This window comes from Catellatospora sp. KI3 (assembly GCF_029948125.1).
Classification (GTDB): Bacteria; Actinomycetota; Actinomycetes; order Mycobacteriales; family Micromonosporaceae; genus Catellatospora.
The window spans coordinates 201,407-218,745 of sequence record NZ_JASAMB010000002.1; the positions used below are offsets into that span (position 1 = coordinate 201,407).

18 protein-coding genes are annotated in these 17,339 nt (G+C 72.3%); 9 read left to right on the forward strand and 9 right to left on the reverse strand.

The annotated features are described in order from the left end of the window. Positions 1-81 precede the first annotated feature (81 nt). Positions 82-495, reverse strand: coding sequence for a hypothetical protein (locus tag QEZ54_RS04840; protein WP_281303230.1), 414 nt, complete (start codon positions 493-495; stop codon positions 82-84). A 427-nt stretch (positions 496-922) separates the two neighbouring features. Here QEZ54_RS04840 and QEZ54_RS04845 point away from each other — a divergent pair, with 427 nt between their 5' ends. After that, positions 923-1,183 carry a DUF6364 family protein gene (locus QEZ54_RS04845; protein WP_281303548.1) on the forward strand — a complete coding sequence of 87 codons (261 nt, stop codon included), beginning with the start codon at positions 923-925 and terminating at the stop codon, positions 1,181-1,183. After that, positions 1,173-1,466, forward strand: a complete 294-nt coding sequence (locus tag QEZ54_RS04850; RefSeq protein ID WP_217395154.1) for a type II toxin-antitoxin system PemK/MazF family toxin — start codon at positions 1,173-1,175, stop codon at positions 1,464-1,466. The genes QEZ54_RS04845 and QEZ54_RS04850 overlap by 11 nt, the downstream gene beginning before the upstream one ends. Here the strand turns inward: QEZ54_RS04850 and QEZ54_RS04855 are convergent. The 3 genes from QEZ54_RS04855 to QEZ54_RS04865 form a co-directional block, all read right to left on the reverse strand. Next, on the reverse strand, positions 1,463-1,981 hold the full coding sequence (locus tag QEZ54_RS04855) for a MarR family transcriptional regulator (protein WP_281303231.1): 519 nt from the start codon (positions 1,979-1,981) through the stop codon (positions 1,463-1,465). The genes QEZ54_RS04850 and QEZ54_RS04855 overlap by 4 nt on opposite strands. 53 nt (positions 1,982-2,034) lie before the next feature. Further along, positions 2,035-2,628 carry a malonic semialdehyde reductase gene (locus QEZ54_RS04860; RefSeq protein ID WP_281303232.1) on the reverse strand — a complete coding sequence of 198 codons (594 nt, stop codon included), beginning with the start codon at positions 2,626-2,628 and terminating at the stop codon, positions 2,035-2,037. Between the two features lie 294 nt (positions 2,629-2,922). Beyond that, the gene (locus tag QEZ54_RS04865) at positions 2,923-4,266 is read right to left on the reverse strand and encodes a nitrate/nitrite transporter (protein WP_281303233.1); all 1,344 of its coding nucleotides are present in this window, start codon (positions 4,264-4,266) and stop codon (positions 2,923-2,925) included. Positions 4,267-4,613: 347 nt separating this feature from the next. Here QEZ54_RS04865 and rplM point away from each other — a divergent pair, with 347 nt between their 5' ends. The 3 genes from rplM (at position 4,614) to glmM (ending at position 7,061) form a co-directional block, all read left to right on the forward strand. After that, positions 4,614-5,057 carry a 50S ribosomal protein L13 gene (gene rplM / locus QEZ54_RS04870; RefSeq protein WP_281303234.1) on the forward strand — a complete coding sequence of 148 codons (444 nt, stop codon included), beginning with the start codon at positions 4,614-4,616 and terminating at the stop codon, positions 5,055-5,057. Between the two features lie 20 nt (positions 5,058-5,077). Continuing rightward, positions 5,078-5,560: a 30S ribosomal protein S9 gene (gene rpsI / locus QEZ54_RS04875; RefSeq protein ID WP_281303235.1), complete on the forward strand. Its 483-nt coding sequence runs from the start codon at positions 5,078-5,080 to the stop codon at positions 5,558-5,560. A gap of 148 nt (positions 5,561-5,708) precedes the next feature. Continuing rightward, on the forward strand, positions 5,709-7,061 hold the full coding sequence (gene glmM, locus QEZ54_RS04880; protein ID WP_281303236.1) for a phosphoglucosamine mutase: 1,353 nt from the start codon (positions 5,709-5,711) through the stop codon (positions 7,059-7,061). Positions 7,062-7,128: 67 nt separating this feature from the next. On the opposite strand, the gene QEZ54_RS04885 is transcribed toward glmM, so the two are convergent. Further along, positions 7,129-7,674 carry a hypothetical protein gene (locus tag QEZ54_RS04885; RefSeq protein ID WP_281303237.1) on the reverse strand — a complete coding sequence of 182 codons (546 nt, stop codon included), beginning with the start codon at positions 7,672-7,674 and terminating at the stop codon, positions 7,129-7,131. A gap of 54 nt (positions 7,675-7,728) precedes the next feature. Continuing rightward, positions 7,729-8,529, reverse strand: a complete 801-nt coding sequence (locus tag QEZ54_RS04890) for a hypothetical protein (RefSeq protein ID WP_281303238.1) — start codon at positions 8,527-8,529, stop codon at positions 7,729-7,731. A 116-nt stretch (positions 8,530-8,645) separates the two neighbouring features. On the opposite strand from QEZ54_RS04890, the gene glmS reads away from it, so the two are divergent. Beyond that, a complete protein-coding gene (glmS, locus tag QEZ54_RS04895) occupies positions 8,646-10,514 on the forward strand; it encodes a glutamine--fructose-6-phosphate transaminase (isomerizing) (protein ID WP_281303239.1) in 1,869 nt (622 codons plus the stop codon). Here the strand turns inward: glmS and QEZ54_RS04900 are convergent. The 3 genes from QEZ54_RS04900 to QEZ54_RS04910 form a co-directional block, all read right to left on the reverse strand. Further along, the gene (locus tag QEZ54_RS04900) at positions 10,501-12,078 is read right to left on the reverse strand and encodes an alpha/beta hydrolase (RefSeq protein WP_281303240.1); all 1,578 of its coding nucleotides are present in this window, start codon (positions 12,076-12,078) and stop codon (positions 10,501-10,503) included. The genes glmS and QEZ54_RS04900 overlap by 14 nt on opposite strands. Beyond that, positions 12,075-12,416, reverse strand: a complete 342-nt coding sequence (locus tag QEZ54_RS04905) for a type VII secretion target (protein ID WP_281303241.1) — start codon at positions 12,414-12,416, stop codon at positions 12,075-12,077. The genes QEZ54_RS04900 and QEZ54_RS04905 overlap by 4 nt, the downstream gene beginning before the upstream one ends. 278 nt (positions 12,417-12,694) lie before the next feature. Then, positions 12,695-14,299: an amidohydrolase gene (locus tag QEZ54_RS04910; protein ID WP_281303242.1), complete on the reverse strand. Its 1,605-nt coding sequence runs from the start codon at positions 14,297-14,299 to the stop codon at positions 12,695-12,697. A 23-nt stretch (positions 14,300-14,322) separates the two neighbouring features. On the opposite strand from QEZ54_RS04910, the gene QEZ54_RS04915 reads away from it, so the two are divergent. From QEZ54_RS04915 to QEZ54_RS04925, 3 genes are all read left to right on the forward strand, one after another. Continuing rightward, positions 14,323-14,697, forward strand: coding sequence for a holo-ACP synthase (locus tag QEZ54_RS04915; RefSeq protein WP_281303243.1), 375 nt, complete (start codon positions 14,323-14,325; stop codon positions 14,695-14,697). Then, positions 14,694-16,136 carry an NAD(P)H-hydrate dehydratase gene (locus tag QEZ54_RS04920; protein WP_281303244.1) on the forward strand — a complete coding sequence of 481 codons (1,443 nt, stop codon included), beginning with the start codon at positions 14,694-14,696 and terminating at the stop codon, positions 16,134-16,136. Before QEZ54_RS04915 ends, QEZ54_RS04920 begins: the two co-directional genes overlap by 4 nt. A 155-nt stretch (positions 16,137-16,291) precedes the next feature. After that, the gene (locus QEZ54_RS04925) at positions 16,292-17,191 is read left to right on the forward strand and encodes a hypothetical protein (protein WP_281303245.1); all 900 of its coding nucleotides are present in this window, start codon (positions 16,292-16,294) and stop codon (positions 17,189-17,191) included. The last annotated feature ends 148 nt before the right edge of the window (positions 17,192-17,339 follow it).

Genomic DNA, 17,339 nt, shown 5'->3' on the forward strand with positions numbered 1-17,339 from the left:
GCGTCCGGGGCGGCTGGCGGTGGCACGGTTAGCGCCGACGGCGCGGGCCCTGGTTCGGGCCGGGAAGGGGCAGCGCATGGGTCACCGGCTCGATTGCCGGGAGGCGGTGCCGACGGGGGAGGTCCGGTGCTCGACCGCGACGAGGCGGGTGCGACCGGTGGAGGAGGGGACGGATGCGACGAGGAGCCGCGACGCGCCTGCCCGGTCCGCCGGTGGGCAGGACATGGACCCGTCTTTACCGGCGTCCACCCGCTCCCACGTGACGCCGACGAAGTCCGCCGCTCCACCAGCGGTGGCGCGCCGCAGCTCCTCGAAGACGGCGTACGGTGCCGCGGGAGACCCGCGGAACCGTACGCCTCCGATGTCGGCGGTGCCGCCATCGGTGTGGCCGAGCCGGGAGGCCAGCTCGGCCGACACCGCCGGATCCGTCCCTACCCCCGGCGGTGGCTTGCGGGCGGCGCCGCGCTCTCGCGCCGCACCGTCCAATGTGGTCATTGTGCCATCTGCTGCAACCCATTGGGCCACAGGTGGGGCCGTATCTACTATGGCGAGCGTCTCACCCTGTCGGAATCCTGACGCTGGAGCCGCCGCGGGGGCGGCGGTAGCGGTAGGGGTGGGTGCGACCATGTGCGAAATCCTGAGGTCTGGGGGTTTCGCTCCCGGGTCCCGTATGTTTCGAACCTGCTAAGTCCCACGCACGTTGTGTCCGTCCACCCTGTTGGTCGACCATCGATCGATGGACCGGCAGGTCCGGCCAGGTGAGTGGAGTGGCATGGCCGGTCGGTGGATTACCCCACCGAGGTGCTAACGGTTACGATGGCGTCACACTGCGTAAATGTGCTCAGAAGTAGGCATTCTCACTCACCTACGTGGCACGAAGAACAGGATGACTGATGGTCACACCGGGCGTAATCTGATCGGCATGACTGCCAAAGTAACCCTGTCCTTCGCGGACGAGACGATTGAAGAGGCGCGCCGATACGCAGAGCGCGACGGATTGTCACTGTCGGCCTGGATGGATCAGGCCGCCCGGGAGAAAGCACTCCGGGAGCTGTTCACCGCCCACGCGGACGTCGTCCGCCGGGCCGGGATAGACCGCCTGGAGAAGAACGCGCTGGACGACGAGCGCGAAGTGGAGCTGGTACGCCTGGAATTGTCAGGACGGGGGCGGCGTGCTGCGTAGAGGCGAGATCTGGCGCATCGACGGAGCCCGGGAGCGGCTCGGGCTGGTGATCAGCTCGGATGTGTACAACAGCACCGACGTGCCCATCGTGATCGTGGCCGAGGTGGTCGAGGAGGAGGAACTCCGCGACTCCCCGCTGGCCGTACCCATGGGCGAACTGGTCATCATGCCCGACCGGGTTTCGTCACCGATGAAGAAGTGGTTCACGGACATGGTCGATGTCGCCGACACCGACACCATGCGCAGGGTCGGTCGAGCACTGCGCATCATCCAGGACCTCTAGCACTCCTCGGTGTCGCCGCAAGCCTCCGCTTCCTTGGGGCAGGCCTCCCGCATCATCGTGTGCAGCGGCTCGAACAGCTCGGTCAACGTGGCGAGCTGCGCGGGCGTCAGCCGGTCGATGAAGATCGCCCGGACCAGCGCCACATGATGCGGGGCCACCCTCTGGATGGTCTCCCAGCCCTGCTCGGTGAGCACGGCGTACTGGCCGCGCCGGTCGTCGGCGCAGCTCTCCCGGCGGACCAGGCCCGACCGCTCCATCCGGGTGATCTGGTGCGACAGCCGGCTCTTCTCCAGCAGCATCGACTGGGACAGCTCGGACATGCGCATCCGCCGGCCCGGCGCCTCGGACAGGCTCACCAGCACGCCGTAGTCGGTGCCCGAGAGGCCGTGCTGCGCCATTCCGCGCTCCAGCTCCGCGGTCACGAGCTTGGAGGTGTAGATGAAAGCGCGCCAGGCGGCTTGCTCGGGCTCGGTCAGCCAGTTGGCGTTCGTCGTCGGGGTAGCGGTCGTCGCCATGTACTCCACCCTAGAGGGGTGAGGGCCTTACCCTCACCCCTCGTCCGTTCGGATCAGGCCGTCGTTACGACATCGTCGTAGTCCAGCCGCGGGCTGCGGTCGAACCACGCGTTCTCGCCCGGCTTGCCGATGTTGACCACGGCCAGCACCTTGTGCGCGCCGTCGGGGAAGAAGTCCTTGTTGACGCCCTCGGCGTCGTAGCCGGTCATCGGGCCGGCGGCCAGGCCGGCCGCGCGCACGCCCAGGATGAAGTAGCCCACCTGCAGCGCCCCGTTGAACCGGGCGACCTCGGCGCGGGTCGCGTCGTCGCCGGTGAACCAGTCGCGCACGCCCGGCACGTGCGGGAAGGTGCGGTGGAACTCGTCGTGGAAGTCGGTGTCGGCGGCGAGGATCGCGGTCAGCGGGGCCGCGGCGGTCTTGGCCTTGTTGCCGTCGCCCAGCCGCTCGACCAGGCGGGCGCGGGCCTCGGCCGAGCGCACCAGCACGACCCGCAGCGGCTGCATGTTCAGCGAGGTGGGGGCGTACTTGACCAGGTCGTAGATGGCGCGCACCTGCTCGTCGGTCACCGGCTCGTCGGTGAACGTGTTGGCGGTGCGGGCGCTGCGGAACAGCAGATCCTGGGCCTGCTGGTCGAGAACGAGCGACATCTGTCTTTCCTCCGAAGTCAGTCTGCGGCTGTGAGCAGCCACTGGTGCCAACTTTGGTGAAGATTCAACTATTCCGCAAGCCTCGGGGGTGTGTCGGTCGCCACTGTTGGTATACCGCAACGTCACCCCTGGCCCCGAAGCGGACCCCCGTCCTGCCGCCCCGCGTCCGGCTTGGAATCGACGCTGGCCTATCCAGAAGACGAATCTTGGAAATCCGTCTTCTGGATAGGCCAGCGTCAATAGAAAGGCGGGGCGGGGGGCGGGGCGGGGGGCGGGGCGGGGCTGGTGGAGGGGTCAGATGCCGGCGTGGGCCAGGCTGGGGGCCTGGGTGGCCAGGACGCGCTTGCGCAGGTAGCACCACCAGGTGACGGCCAGGCAGACGCCGTACAGCACGGCGAACCAGGTGAAGGCGGTGCTGATGCCGCCGGTCGCCTTGATCGAGTCGCTGATCGCCCGGGGCAGGTAGAAGCCGCCCACCGCGCCGATCGCCCCCGCGATACCGAGGGTCGCCGCCGACTCCCGCTTGGCGGTGGCCAGGTCGGGCGAGGTCGCCGCGAAGATCGCCGGGATCATCCGGTACGTCGACCCGTTGCCCGCCCCCGCCGCGGCGAACAGGAACAGGAACGAGGTCAGGAACAGCGCCATGCTGTGTCGCGACACCGACGTGACCACGCCGTACGAGCCGAGCCCCATCAGGATGTAGCAGGTGGCGGTGACCCTCGCCCCGCCCGTCCGGTCGGCCAGCCAGCCGCCCAGCGGCCGGGTGAGCGAGCCGATCAGCGGCCCGGCGAAGGCCAGCGTGACGGTGGCCGCACCGACGTGCGCCACCGGCGCCTCGGGGAACTGCAGCTTGAGCACCAGCGGGAAGGCGGCGGAGTAGCCGAGGAACGAGCCGAAGGTCCCGATGTACAGGAACGACATGATCCAGGTGTGCGCCCGCTTGACCGTGGCGAACTGGGCCTTCAGCGGTGAGCGGGCCACGGCGAGGTTGTTCATGAACAGCCGGGCGCAGACCGCGGCCGCCAGCACCAGCGGCACCCACATCAGCCCGCCGTAGACGAGGCCGGCCGAGAGGACGATCGGCACGATCAGCTGCATGGTGCTGATGCCGATGTTGCCGCCCGCGGCGTTGAGGCCCAGCGCCACGCCCTTCTCCTTCTCCGGGAAGAAGAAGGAGATGTTGGTCATGGAGGAGGCGAAGTTGCCGCCGCCCAGACCGGCGGTCGCGGCCAGGGCCAGGACCACCCAGTACGCGGGCTTCGCGGTCACCGCGAAGATCAGCCCGGCCAGCGGGATCAGCAGCAGCACCGCGCTGATCGAGGTCCAGGTCCGGCCGCCGAACCGGGTGACCGCGAAGGTGTACGGCAGCCGCATCAGCGCGCCGATCAGGTTCGGCAGCGCCACCAGCCAGAACTTCTGGTCCACCGTGTAGGGGAACTGGGCGGCGGGCAGGGCCACCACCACGACGCTCCAGAGCGTCCACACGGAGAAGCCCAGGTGCTCGGCGAAGATCGAGAAGATCAGGTTGCGGCGCGCGACCCTGCGGCCGGTGGACGCCCAAAACTCGGGGTTCTCGGGGTCCCAGTGACTGAGTGCGGCGGCGCGGGCCGGGGCGGGCGCCGGGGCAATGGCGGTCATGGCGATGAAGTTACGGACGTGTGATTGCCGTGTTGTTCCGCCGCGGTAACCGCGGATGTGAACCCCGCCGCACCTTGGCCGGTCGGGTGCTGTGAAGACAGGCCGCTAAAACGGACATCAGGACCGGTAACACAGCAGGGCAGGCCCGTTTTGACCGGCCCCAGGGGCAACGGGTATCGTTAGCGGCTGTTGTGCGAGAGGTGGCGCCGAGCCGGTATCCCTGATGCTCAGGTAGGCTTGTCGTTCGCGCGCCGACCCGTTCGTGGTCGGCCGGAATCGCAGAATCCGTTGGTCGTGGGCAGTTACGCCCGCGGTCACACAGACCTACGACGAGACAAGGTAGACCTGTGCGTACGTACAGCCCGAAGCCGGGTGAGATCGAGCGTCAGTGGCACGTTATCGACGCTTCTGACGTCGTGCTGGGCCGGCTCGCCACCCACACCGCCAACCTCCTGCGCGGTAAGCACAAGCCGACTTTCGCGCCGCACGTCGACACCGGCGACTTTGTGATCATCATCAACGCCGGCAAGGTGGCGCTGACCGGTAACAAGCGCGCGACCAAGATCGCTTACCGGCACTCCGGTTACCCGGGTGGTCTGAAGCAGGTCGGCTACGAGGAGCTGCTGACCAAGCGCCCCGAGAAGGCGATCGAGCTGGCCGTGAAGGGCATGATCCCCCACAACAAGCTGGGCCGTCAGATTCTGTCGAAGCTGAAGGTCTACGCTGGCGCGGAGCACCCGCACGCGGCGCAGCAGCCCGTGCCGTTCGAGATCAAGCAGATCGCGCAGTGAGCGCGGACGAAGGAATCACCATGACCGACACTTCTGTGCCGACCCAGGCCGATGTCGAGGCTGAGGCCTCGGTCGTCGTCGCCGCGAAGGTCCAGGCCACCCCGAAGTTCAAGGGTGACCGGCCGATCCAGACCGTGGGCCGCCGCAAGGAGGCCATCGTCCGGGTGCGTCTGCTCCCCGGCACCGGCAAGATCACGTGCAACGGCCGCGAGCTGGAGAAGTACTTCCCCAGCAAGGTCGCGCAGCAGTCGGTGCGTGAGCCGCTGGTGACCGCCGAGAAGAACGAGACCCTCGACGTGGTCGCCAACCTGCGTGGCGGCGGCATCACCGGTCAGGCCGGCGCGCTGCGCCTGGCCATCGCCCGGGCGCTGTGCGAGCTCGACCTCGACGACCGCCCCGCGCTGAAGAAGGCCGGCTTCCTGACCCGTGACGCTCGGGTCAAGGAGAGCAAGAAGTACGGTCTCAAGAAGGCCCGTAAGGCCCCGCAGTACTCCAAGCGTTGATCTATCTTCGCTGAACGGCCGGGCACGCTGCTGCACGACAGCTGGCGTGTCCGGCCGTTCGCTTTCCCCTGACTCGTCCGGGGCTCTCGGCCATCAGCCGTCTCAGCTAACCTTTCGCCTTTCGCACCCCGTCAGAAAGGGCACCCCGATGGCACGCCTCTTCGGCACCGACGGCGTACGCGGTCTCGCCAACGCTGACCTCAGCCCCGAACTCGCCCTGTCGCTCGCGGTCGCCGCGGCGCACACCCTGGCCGACCTGGCCGACCCGGACCGGACGCAGCCGCCGCTGGTGGTGGTGGGCCGCGACCCGCGGGCCAGTGGCGAGATGCTCGAGGCGGCGGTGGTCGCGGGCCTGGCCAGCGCCGGTGCCAACGTGGTGCGGGTGGGCGTGCTGCCCACGCCCGGGGTGGCCTTCCTCACCGCCGAGGTCCGGGCGGACTTCGGCGTGATGATCTCGGCCAGCCACAACCCGATGCCCGACAACGGCATCAAGTTCTTCGCCGCGGGCGGGCACAAGCTCACCGACGAGCAGGAGGACGCCATCGAGGCGGCGCTCGGCGCGCCGTGGACGCGCCCCACCGGCGCGGCCGTCGGCCGGGTGCACGACCTGCTCGACGGCGCCGACCACTACACCTCGCACCTGGTCGACGCGACCGAGCACTCGCTGTCGGGTCTCAAGGTGGTGGTGGACTGCGCGCAGGGCGCGGCGAGCGACGTCGCGCCGGAGGCGTTCCGGCAGGCCGGTGCCGACGTGGTCGCGATCAACGCGGAGCCGGACGGCCTCAACATCAATGAGGAGTGCGGCGCCACCCACCTCGCCTCACTGCAGGCGGCCGTGGTCGAGCACGGCGCCGACCTCGGCATCGCCGTCGACGGCGACGCCGACCGGTGCCTGGCGGTCGACGCGAACGGGTCCGAGGTCGACGGCGACGAGATCATGGCGATTCTGGCCCTGGCCATGCGCGACGCGGGCACCCTCGTCGACGACACGCTGGTGGCGACGGTCATGAGCAACCTCGGGCTGCGCATCGCGATGCGCGAGGCGGGCATCACCCTGGTCGAGGCCAAGGTCGGCGACCGGTACGTGCTGGAGGAGCTGCGCAGCGGCGGCTTCAACCTCGGCGGCGAGCAGAGCGGCCACGTGGTCTTCACCGACCACGCCACCACCGGCGACGGGGTGCTGACCGGCCTGCGGCTGATGGCGCGGATGGCGCAGAGCGGCACCTCGCTGGCCGGGCTGGCCGCGGTGGTGACCAAGCTGCCGCAGGTGCTGATCAACGTACGGGTGGCGGATAAGGCGGTCGCGAAGGCGCCGGAGATCCTGGCCGCGGTGGCGGCTGCCGAGGCGCAGCTGGCCGGAGCCGGCCGGGTGCTGCTGCGGCCCTCGGGCACCGAGCCGCTGGTCCGGGTCATGGTCGAGGCGGCCACCGAGGAGGCCGCGCAGAAGATCGCCGAGGGTATCGCCGCCGACGTGCGCGCGGCCAGCCCGCTGGCGGGCTGACTCCGACGAGTCGTGAAAGCGGCGTGCCCCGAGGTCGGGGGCACGCCGCTTCGTCGTATGCGCGGTCTCAGCTCATGAAGATCGCGGTGCAGACCACCGTGACGTCGGAGCCGGTGTTCCGCTTCTTCTCGGTGCCGTCGATCGAGATCGTGCAGCTGTCGAGCTTGGCGTCGGTGCCGCGGCGGAACGCCATCACCGATACGGCGAAGGTGTCCTGGTCCAGGGTGAGGGTCTTGGACCAGGGCAGGGTCACCGTCTCGCTCTGCGGGTCGCCGGTGCCGGCGTTCCAGGTGATCAGGGCCTCGCCGCTGCCCTCGACCGTGTAGCGGACCGAGTGCGAGTCGCCCGGCGCGCCGGTCTCCACGCCCATGCTGGGGAGGCTGTCGACGATCTCCTGGGCCTTGTCGCTGGCCTTGTCGTAGATGAACCAGCCGGCGACGCCGCAGGCCGCGCACAGCAGCAGCACGACACCGACGATGATGCCGATGATCATGCCCGCGTTGCTCTTCTTCACCGGCTGCTGGACCGGCGAGACGGGCGCGCCGTACTGCCCGTACTGCGGGGGCTGCGGGGGCTGCGCCTGGTTGGGGTCGTACGGAGGGGGGTAACTCATGGGCGGATGGTAGACCGAGGCCCGCAGGGGCGCAGACCTCGTGCCTACTACCCGTCACACTTCGAGATCGCGGATGCAGGTGACCGAGCCCTTGGCGGACTGCCGGGCCACCTCCTCGCCGTCGATCAGGATCACGCAGGTGAGCTGCTGACCGGTCGCCGTGGCCGTCACCGAGGTTCGCAGGTACAGGCCGTAGCTGGTCCAGCGGTTGGTCCAGGGCATCGCCGCGACGGTGGTGTTGTACCCCGCCACGGTCTGGAAATTGATCTTCGCGGTGCCCTTGCCGTTGACGCGGTACTCCACCACGTGCGCCCGGCTGGAGGAGGGCGACGGTCCGGGCGTGGGCTCCTCCCAGTACTCGTCGTCCCAGTAGGTGTCGTCGTCGTACGTTGCGGAGTTGGCCTGGTTGGCCGCCTCGGCCAGCTTGCTGAACGCGTACACGCCGACGCCGCACAGGCACGCCACGAGCAGCACCACGCCCACGACGATGCCGACGATCAGGCCGGTATTGCGCTTCTTCGGCGCGGACGGGGGTGCGGGTGCGAAGGTCGGAACCGTGGCGTACGGCCCCAGCCCGGGTTGGCCCTGGTACGGCCCCGGCTGGGCCTGGTACGGCCCCGGCTGGCCCGGGTACGGCCCGGGCGCGGCGGCACCGGGCGCCGCCCACGGGCTGGGGGCGGCCGGGGGCTGGCCGCCGGTGGCGGCGGATCCGCCGGGCGGGTTCCAGCCGCCCGCGGCCGGGGTCGGCGGGGGCTGCCACGCGGACGGCGCACCCGGCGGCTGCCAGGGGTTGGCGGGCGGGGTGGCCGGCGGTGGGGAGGTGGGATCGGAAGGCGGGGAGGAGGGGTCGGTCACGCGGAGAGGATACCGGCCTCGACCAGCGGTTGCTGTCCGTGATCAATCATCACGTGTGCGTGAATGACTCGACTTCGAGCATGCAATATGAGCGAAACTCCGCTAGGGTGGCGGTCATGTGCGGGATCGTGGGATACGTAGGAACTCAGTCGGCCCTGGGCGTCGTCGTCGACGGCCTGCGGCGCCTGGAATACCGGGGCTATGACTCGGCCGGCGTGGCCGTGCTCGCCGACGGTCGGCTGCTGCTGGCCAAGAAGGCCGGCAAGCTGTCGAATCTGGAGAAGGCGCTGGCCGAGTCGGCCGAGGCGGAGCTGCGGGCCGGGCTGGCCGGCATCGGGCACACCCGCTGGGCGACCCACGGCGGCCCGACCGACCGCAACGCGCACCCGCACCTGTCGGCCGACGGCCGCATCGCCGTGATCCACAACGGCATCATCGAGAACTTCGCCCGCCTGCGCGCCCAGCTGCAGGCCGACGGCGTGGAGTTCCTGAGCGACACCGACACCGAGTGCGTGTCCCACCTGCTCGCCGCCGAGCTCGCCGGGGTGCCGGGCAGCCCGGCCGCGCTGGCCGAGGCGATGCGCCGGGTCTGCGGCAAGCTGGAGGGCGCGTTCACGCTGCTCGCCGTCGACCAGCAGGCGCCCGGCGCGGTGGTCGGCGCGCGCCGCAACTCCCCGCTCGTGGTCGGCCGCGGCGACGGTGAGAACTTCCTGGCCAGCGACGTCAGCGCGTTCATCGAGCACACCCGCGAGGCGGTCGAGCTGGGCCAGGACCAGGTCGTCCTGATCACCGCCGACGCCATCGAGATCACCGACTTCGACGGGAACCCGGCCCAGGGCCGCGACTACCACGTGGACTGGGACGCGCGGGCGGCGGAGAAGGGCGGCTACGACTGGTTCATGCTCAAGGAGATCGCCGAGCAGCCGCAGGTCGTCGCCGACACGCTGCGCGGGCGCATCGGCGAGACCGGCGAGATCATGCTCGACGAGGTGCGCCTGACCGACCAGGACCTGCGCGACGTTGACAAGATCTTCATCGTCGCCTGCGGCACCGCGTACCACGCGGGCCTGGTCGCGAAGTACGCCATCGAGCACTGGACGCGCATCCCGTGCGAGGTCGAGCTGGCCAGCGAGTTCCGCTACCGCGACCCGGTGCTCGACCGGTCCACCCTGGTCGTGGCGATCTCGCAGTCCGGCGAGACGATGGACACGCTGATGGCACTGCGCCACGCGAAGGAGCAGAAGGCCCGCGTGCTGGCCATCTGCAACACCAACGGCTCGACCATCCCGCGCGAGTCCGACGCGGTGCTCTACACCCACGGCGGCCCCGAGATCGCGGTGGCCTCCACCAAGGCGTTCCTCACCCAGCTCGCCGCCTGCTTCCTGGTCGGCCTGCACCTGGCCCAGGTGCGCGGGGTCAAGTACGCCGACGAGGTCGCCGCGGTGGTGGCGCAGCTGCAGGAGATGCCCGACAAGATCGAGAAGGTGCTCGGCACCATGGACCCCGTCCGCGAGCTGGCCCGCGAGCTGGCCACCGCCACGACGGTGCTGTTCATCGGCCGCCACGTCGGCTACCCGGTGGCGCTGGAGGGCGCGCTCAAGCTCAAGGAGCTGGCCTACATGCACGCCGAGGGCTTCGCCGCGGGCGAGCTCAAGCACGGTCCGATCGCGCTGATCGACCAGGGCACCCCGGTCGTGTGCGTAGTGCCCTCGCCCGCCGGGCGCGGCGTGCTGCACGACAAGGTCGTCAGCAACATCCAGGAGGTGCGCGCCCGCGGCGCCCGCACCATCGTGATCGCCGAGGAGGGCGACGAGGCCGTCGTCCCGTACGCCGATCTGCTGGTGCGGGTGCCGCGCACGCCCACGCTGCTGGCCCCGTTCGTGACCACGGTGCCGCTGCAGGTGCTCGCCGCCGAGATCGCCGCCTCGCGCGGCCACGACGTCGACCAGCCGCGCAACCTGGCCAAGTCCGTCACGGTGGAGTAGTGCCGGTCCCGGTGACGATGTGCGCCATCGTCTCCAGCGCCGGGCTGGCCTTGTCGAAGTAGCCGGAGTGGGCCGCGAGCGGATCGCGGCCCACTCCGGCGTCGAACACCCGGGCGCCGAACTGCGCCGACGACGGGTCCACCCCGTGCCACAGGTCGGCGTTGCCGCGGACCACCGCGTCGGTGACCGCCCCCAGGGCGATCAGGGCCGGTCCGCCGACCGCGTCCAGGGCCACCTCGCCCTTGGAACTCGCCGCCAGGATCACGTCGTTGCGCGCCGTGGCCGCCCACACGTGCGCCGGATCGCGCAGCTCGGCGGCGCTGTCCACGCCCATGCCGGGGCTGCCCAGGGCCACGATCTCGTCGGCGGCCAGGGTGCCGTCGCGGTCGGCCAGGCCCAGGGCCAGCGAGCCGTACGAGTGCCCGATCACCGTCCGGTGCGCCGGCCCGCCCTCGTGCGTGCCGACCAGTCCGTCCTGGAACGTGGCCAGGTCGGGGGCGGCCGTCCGGGCCGACTTCTCCAGCAGCGCGTCCACCCCGTCCGGCGGGTCGTAGCCCAGCCACATGATCGTCGACGTGCTCTGCTCCGGGGCGGTGACCGTGGCCCGCAGCTGCAGCGCCGCGGCCCGGTTCAGCTCGCTCTCGGCCGAGTCGATCGTCGCCCCGCTGCCCGGCACGTACGTCGCCACGTGGTCGGCGACGTCGGGGTCCCCGATGGCCACCACCGCCCGGCCGTCCCCGCGCACGTCCAGGTTGAGCAGGTAGGCGCGGGGATCCTGCCGCTCCAGCCGCGTGGTCAGATCCTCCAGCGTGCGCACCCGGGTGTCGGTCCCCTCGGGCGGATGCGGCGCGGCGAGGACCGCCCGCAGCCGGTCCAGCTCGGCGTCCAGCCGCAGCCGGTTGGCCCGGTCCCGGGCCGCCACGGGCACCCCGTCGAGGCCGCCGACCAGGTCCGGCTGCGTCACCAGCAGCCAGTTACGCTGCGCCGGGGCCAGGCCGGCCCACCACGTCGCCACCGGCAGGATCCCGCTCGGCGGGGGCGGGGCCGGACTGGTCGCCCAGCCGTCGCGGGCGCCGACCGCCAGCGCGATCAGCCGCCGCGCGGTCTCCTCGTCGCTGGCGCGCACCCGGCGCAGGATCTCCGCCAGCTGCGCCGCCACCCACTTCGCGAACGCGACCTCGCCCGGGTCGGGTTTGACTGTCACCACGTCCAGGCTCACCTCGCCCTCGGGAGAGACCCGCACGGGGGTGCCGCGCAGGGAGGCGAGCAGCACCCGTACCCGCTGCTGGAGGGCGCGCACCAGCTCGGCGTGCCGGCACAGCAGCTGGTCCACCTCCAGCAGCACCCCCGGCACCGCCGCCAGGCCGGTGCCGATGGTGCGGCAGGCGGCCTCGGCCGCCGGGGCCGCGATCCCGCCCGTCCACACCTGGCCCAAGCGGGTCACCTGCGCGGACACCTCGTCGGCGTGGTCGTCGATGCGATGGCTCAGCCGCCGCCACGCGGCGGCACCGCGTGTCCACAGGTCCAGGTCGGCCGCCAGCAACTGCGCGTACGTCACGTTCATCGGGCCGCCCCGATCCGCGCCCCGCCCGCCGCCGCGACGTCGCGCGCCGCCCGCTCGTCCTGGCCGGTGTACTCGGCGCTGGCGGTGCGCAGCCGCCGGGCGTAGCCGTCGAGGGCGGTGCTCAGCCCGTTCAGGTGGGTGTTGACCTCGTGCATGAGCCTGACCTGGGCGGATCTGACGGACCAGCCGTCGGGGGAGGCGGTGAGGTCGGCGGTGCGGGCCACGTCGCCGGACATGGCGGCCGCCAGCTCGGCCAGGTGACCGGCGATGCGGACCAACTCGTGGGGGTCGACGCGGACCGGTTGCGGCGCGTACCCGTCATCGAACTCGACATCCATGGCGGCGATGCTGCCGCGCGGCGCTGACCTGCGCACACCCCTGTGGATAACCGACTCCGGGGATACCCACAGACTTGTCCACAACCCTTGCCGCGAGTGGCGGTGCCTGCTAGGGCGTTGTCCCCGGTCCGCTTGGCATTGACGCTGGCCTATCTAGAGGACGGATTTCGGGATTCTGTCTTCTGGATAGGCCAGTGTCAATAAAAGGCGGGTGGCGCCGGGCGGGCGGGGCGGCCGGGGCGGGCGGGGCGGGCGGGCGGGCGAGTGCGGGCCGCAGGTCAGGCGCCGTGGACCGGCCGGCCCTCGACCCAGGTGCGCACTGCCCGGGTCGCGCCGATCTCCGTGACCGGCCCCGCGAACGGGTCCCGGTCCAGCAGCGCCAGGTCCGCCAGCCGCCCCACCGCGATCACCCCCGTCTCGTCCAGGTGGTTCACGTACGCCGACCCCTCCGTGTACGCCCGCACCGCCGTCTCCAGCTCGATCCCCTGCTCGGGCCCCAGCGGCGGCCCGTCGACGCCGTGCGGGACCCGGTTGACCGCCACGTGGATCGCCTTGAACGGATCCGGGTCGGACACCGGCCAGTCACTGCCCGCCGCCAGCCGCCCCCCGCTGCGCCACACGCCGCCGAACGGGTACTGCCAGCTCGCCCGCGGCTGCCCCAGGAACGGGATGGTCAGCTCGTCCATCGCCGGCTCGTGCGTCGCCCACAGCGCCTGCATGGTGACGGTCACCCCCAGCCGCCCGAACCGGGGCACGTCGTCCGGGTGCACCACCTGCACGTGCGCCACGTGGTGCCGCAGCCGCGACCCGGCCACCGGCTCCACCGCGTCCAGGATCTCCCGCGCCGCCCGGTCGCCGATGGCGTGGAAGTGCACCTGGAACCCGTCGCGGTCGAGCCGGCCGACGATCTCGCGCAGGTGCTCCGGCTCGACCCGGGAGATGCCGCGCCGGTCGGTGGCGCAGCCGCAGCCGTCCAGGTACGGGTCGAGCATGGCGGCGGTGAAGTTCTCCGCCACCCCGTCCTGCATGATCTTGACGGTCTCGGTGCGGAACCGCGCCCCGCCGCCGCGCGCCAGCTCGCGGCGTTGCCGCAGGTCGTCGAGCTGCTCCAGGCCGCGCGACGGCTCCCACCACAGCGCGCCGCGCACCCGCGCGGTGAGCAGCCCCTCGCGGTCGGCGGCCAGGTACGCCTCGAAGCAGTCCGGCCAGCCGCCGTAGTCGCCCACGATCGCGTCCTGCCACGCCGTCACGCCCAGCGAGTGCAGCCGCGACTGGGCCAGCAGCAGCGCCCGCCGGATCTCGGCCGCGTCCGGGCGCGGGGCGACCGAGCTGACCAGCTCCATCGCGCTCTCGTGCAGGACGCCGGTGGGCTCGCCGTCGGGGTCGCGCTCGATCCGGCCGCCCTCCGGGTCGGGCGTGTGCCGGTCGATCCCGGCCAGGGCGAGCGCCCGCGAGTTGCACCAGGCGCTGTGCGCGTCGCGTACGGCCAGGTAGACGGGCCGGTCGGCGACGACGCCGTCCAGGTCCTGGCGGCACGGCTGCGCCCCGCCGAACGCGTCGTACGACCAGCCCGCCCCCATGATCCACGTCCCGTCGGTGCGCGCCGCGTACGCCGCGACCGCCGCCAGGTAGCCGGCCCGGTCCTGCAGCTCGGTCAACTCGCAGCGCAGCAGGTTCAGCCCGGCGAACACCGGGTGCGCGTGCGCGTCCTGCAGGCCGGGCAGCAGCAGCCCGCCGCCGAGGTCCACCACCTCGGTGCCGCGCCCGGCCAGCGCCGAGACCTGCTCGTCGGAGCCGATCGCGGCGATCCTGCCGCCCGACACGGCCACCGCCGTCGCCCCGCTGCCGCCGTACACGATGCCGCCACGCAGTACCAGATCCACACCCCAGACCTTAAGGTCAGTTCGTGATTGTCTCGGTGGGCAACGACGTGGTCCTGGTCGAACGCTTCGCGCAGGCGCTGCGGCGCACCCCGATGCTGACGGAGCGGCTGTTCACGGAAGCCGAGCGGACCACGCGCTCGGGCAACCCCCGCTCGCCGGAGTCGCTGGCGGCCCGGTTCGCGGCCAAGGAGGCCGTGGCCAAGGCGCTCGGCGCGCCCGCGGGCATGCAGTGGCACGACTGCGAGGTGGTCGTCGACCCCGACGGGCGGCCCTGGCTGACCGTCACCGGTACCGTCGCCGCCGTCGCCGCCGAGCGCGGCGTCGAGCGCTGGCACCTGTCGCTGTCGCACGACGGCGGCATCGCCTCGGCGTTCGTCATCGCGGAGGCGGGCCGGTGAGGGCGGCGTACCGGGTCGCGCAGGTCAGGGCGGCCGAGCAGGCGCTCATCCCGACGCTGCCGCCGGACACGCTGATGCTGCGGGCGGCCGCCGGGCTCGCGCGCCGCTGCCAGGTCACCCTGCGCGACCAGGGCCGGGTGTACGGCTCCAGCGTGCTGCTCCTGGTCGGCCCCGGCGACAACGGCGGCGACGCCCTGCACGCGGGCGCGATGCTGGCCCGCCTCGGCGTGTCCGTCCGCGCGCTGCTCGCCGACCCGGCCCGCGCCCACGCGGGCGGGCTGGCCGCGCTGCGCGCCGCGGGCGGGCGCACCGTCACCGACTGGCCCGGCCGGACCGACCTGATCGTGGACGGGCTCGTCGGCATCGGCGCCACCGGCGCCCTGCGCGGCAGCGCCCTGACGCTGGTCGAGCGCCTGGCCCTGCTCGACCCCCGGCCGCCGGTCATCGCCGTCGACGTCCCGTCCGGGGTCGACGTGGACACCGGCGACGTGCCCGGCAACGCCGTACGCGCCGACGTCACCGTCACGTTCGGCTGCCTCAAGCCCGCCCACGTCGTCGGCCCCGCCGCCGGGTACGCCGGCCAGGTCGAGGTGGTCGACATCGGGCTGCGGCCGTGGCTGCACGGCGACCCGGCGCTGCGGGTGGCCGAAGCCGCCGACATCGCCGCCTGGTGGCCGCGGGCCGACGCCGGGTCCGACAAGTACACCCGGGGCGTGGTCGGCCTCGCGACCGGCTCGCCCGGGTACCCCGGCGCCGCGCTGCTGTCGGTCTCGGGGGCGCTCGCCGGACCCACCGGGCTGGTCCGCTACGCCGGAGCCGCGCACCAGATCGTCGTACCCGCGCATCCGAGCGTGATCGGCTCGGCCCGGGTCGCCGACGCGGGCCGGGTCCAGGCCTGGGCCTGCGGCAGCGGCCTCGGCACCGACGAGCGCGCACAGGGTGAGCTGCGGTCGGTGCTGGCCGCGCCCGTGCCCGCGGTGCTCGACGCCGACGCGATCACCATGCTGGTCGACGGGACCATGTCCGGCGAGCTGCGGCGGCGCGACGCCCCCACGGTGCTAACCCCGCACGACCGGGAGTACGCGCGGCTGGCCGGGGAGGACCCCGGGCCGGACCGCGTCGCGGCGGCGCAGAAGCTGGCCGCGTGGACCCGCTCGGTGGTGCTGCTGAAGGGCGACCGGACCGTGGTCGCCGGGCCGGCGGGGGAGGCGTGGGTCAACCCGACCGGCAGCCCCGCGCTGGCCACCGGCGGCACCGGGGACGTGCTGGCCGGGCTGCTCGGCTCGCTGCTGGCCGCCGGGCTGCCCGCGGTACGGGCGGCGGTCGCGGCCGCGTACGTGCACGGCCTGGCCGGTCGCGAAGCGGCCCGCTCCGGCCCCGTCACCTCGCCCGACGTCGCCGCCGCCCTCCGCCCCACCCTCGCCGCCCTCCTCGGGTAGTCCCGCGCGGGCGCGCGGGGCGGGCGGCCAAGATCCGTGCAGTTTCGGGGAAAGTGCTCGAATGCAGGCCAAGATTCCTGCACTTTCCCCGAAACTGCAGCGGGGTTATCCACAGGGGTGGATGGGGGGACGGCGGGCGGGGGAGGGTACGGGGTGTGTCGCGTACTCCGAGGCGCCCGCAGCAACTGGTCGGGCACATCTTCTCCGCCGCCGAGGTCATCTCGTCCGGCATCCTCACCAGGGGCGAGCTGCGCAGCAAGGCGTGGCGGCCGCTGTTCCGCGGCGTCTACGCCGACGCCCGCACCACCTTCTCGCACGAGGCCCGGTGCCGGGCCGCGGTCCGCTGGCTGCTCCCGCCCCGGGCGGTGATCGCCGGCCGCTCCGCCGCCGCGGTCCACGGCGGACCGGAGCCCGCCGACGGAGATCCGGTCGACGTGCTCATCCCGCCCGGCCACCGCTTCGGGCCGGTGCACGGCATCCGCGTGCACACCGCGGACATGGCCGACGACGAGGTGGTCGGGTTCCCGCGGCTCACCGTCACCTCGCCCCTGCGCACCTGCTGGGACCTAACCCAGTGGTACGACCTCGTCGAGGCCGTGGTCCAGGTCGACGCCCTGCTCGGACTCGGCGCGGTCAAGCCCGCCGAACTGGCCGAGGAGTCAGCGCGCCGGCTCGAACGCCGGGGCGGGCGCCGCTTCGCGGCGGTGACCGGCCTGGCCGACGGCGGAGCAGCGTCGCCGCCGGAGTCGCGCACCCGCGTCGGCCTGGTGCTCGCGGGCCTACCCCGCCCGGTCACCCAGCACGTCATCGACGCCGCCGGCCGCTTCGTCGCCCGGGTGGATCTGGCCTGGCCGAGGTACCGGGTCGCGGTCGAGTACGACGGCGTCTGGCACGCGCGGACCGACCAGTTCCACCGCGACCGGCGGCGGCTCAACGACCTCGTCGGCCAGGACTGGATCGTCCTGCACCTCACCGCCCACCGCCTGCGCACCGACTTCGCGGGCTTCGTCGCCGAGGTCGCCCACGCCCTCACCGTCCGCGGCTGGCACCGATGACCGCGGCCGACGCGCGGTGGGTGGGTCCGGGCCGTGGGCGTGTGCAGTTTCGGGGAAAGTGCAGGAATCTTGGCCCGCATTCGTGCACTTTCCCCGAAACTGCACCGATCTTGGCGCGGCACCGCGCGTGGCGTGGCGCGTGATCGTG

Bases quoted from the DNA above. Each gene is read 5' to 3' on its own strand.
- glmM (WP_281303236.1), top strand. From the start codon at position 5,709: ATGGCACGCCTCTTCGGCACCGACGGCGTACGCGGTCTCGCCAACGCT.
- QEZ54_RS04865 (WP_281303233.1), bottom strand. From the start codon at position 4,266: ATGACCGCCATTGCCCCGGCGCCCGCCCCGGCCCGCGCCGCCGCACTC.
- QEZ54_RS04905 (WP_281303241.1), bottom strand. From the start codon at position 12,416: ATGGATGTCGAGTTCGATGACGGGTACGCGCCGCAACCGGTCCGCGTC.
- QEZ54_RS04845 (WP_281303548.1), top strand. From the start codon at position 923: ATGACTGCCAAAGTAACCCTGTCCTTCGCGGACGAGACGATTGAAGAG.
- QEZ54_RS04840 (WP_281303230.1), bottom strand. From the start codon at position 495: ATGACCACATTGGACGGTGCGGCGCGAGAGCGCGGCGCCGCCCGCAAG.
- QEZ54_RS04855 (WP_281303231.1), bottom strand. From the start codon at position 1,981: ATGGCGACGACCGCTACCCCGACGACGAACGCCAACTGGCTGACCGAG.
- rpsI (WP_281303235.1), top strand. From the start codon at position 5,078: ATGACCGACACTTCTGTGCCGACCCAGGCCGATGTCGAGGCTGAGGCC.
- QEZ54_RS04885 (WP_281303237.1), bottom strand. From the start codon at position 7,674: ATGAGTTACCCCCCTCCGTACGACCCCAACCAGGCGCAGCCCCCGCAG.
- QEZ54_RS04900 (WP_281303240.1), bottom strand. From the start codon at position 12,078: ATGAACGTGACGTACGCGCAGTTGCTGGCGGCCGACCTGGACCTGTGG.
- glmS (WP_281303239.1), top strand. From the start codon at position 8,646: ATGTGCGGGATCGTGGGATACGTAGGAACTCAGTCGGCCCTGGGCGTC.
- QEZ54_RS04860 (WP_281303232.1), bottom strand. From the start codon at position 2,628: ATGTCGCTCGTTCTCGACCAGCAGGCCCAGGATCTGCTGTTCCGCAGC.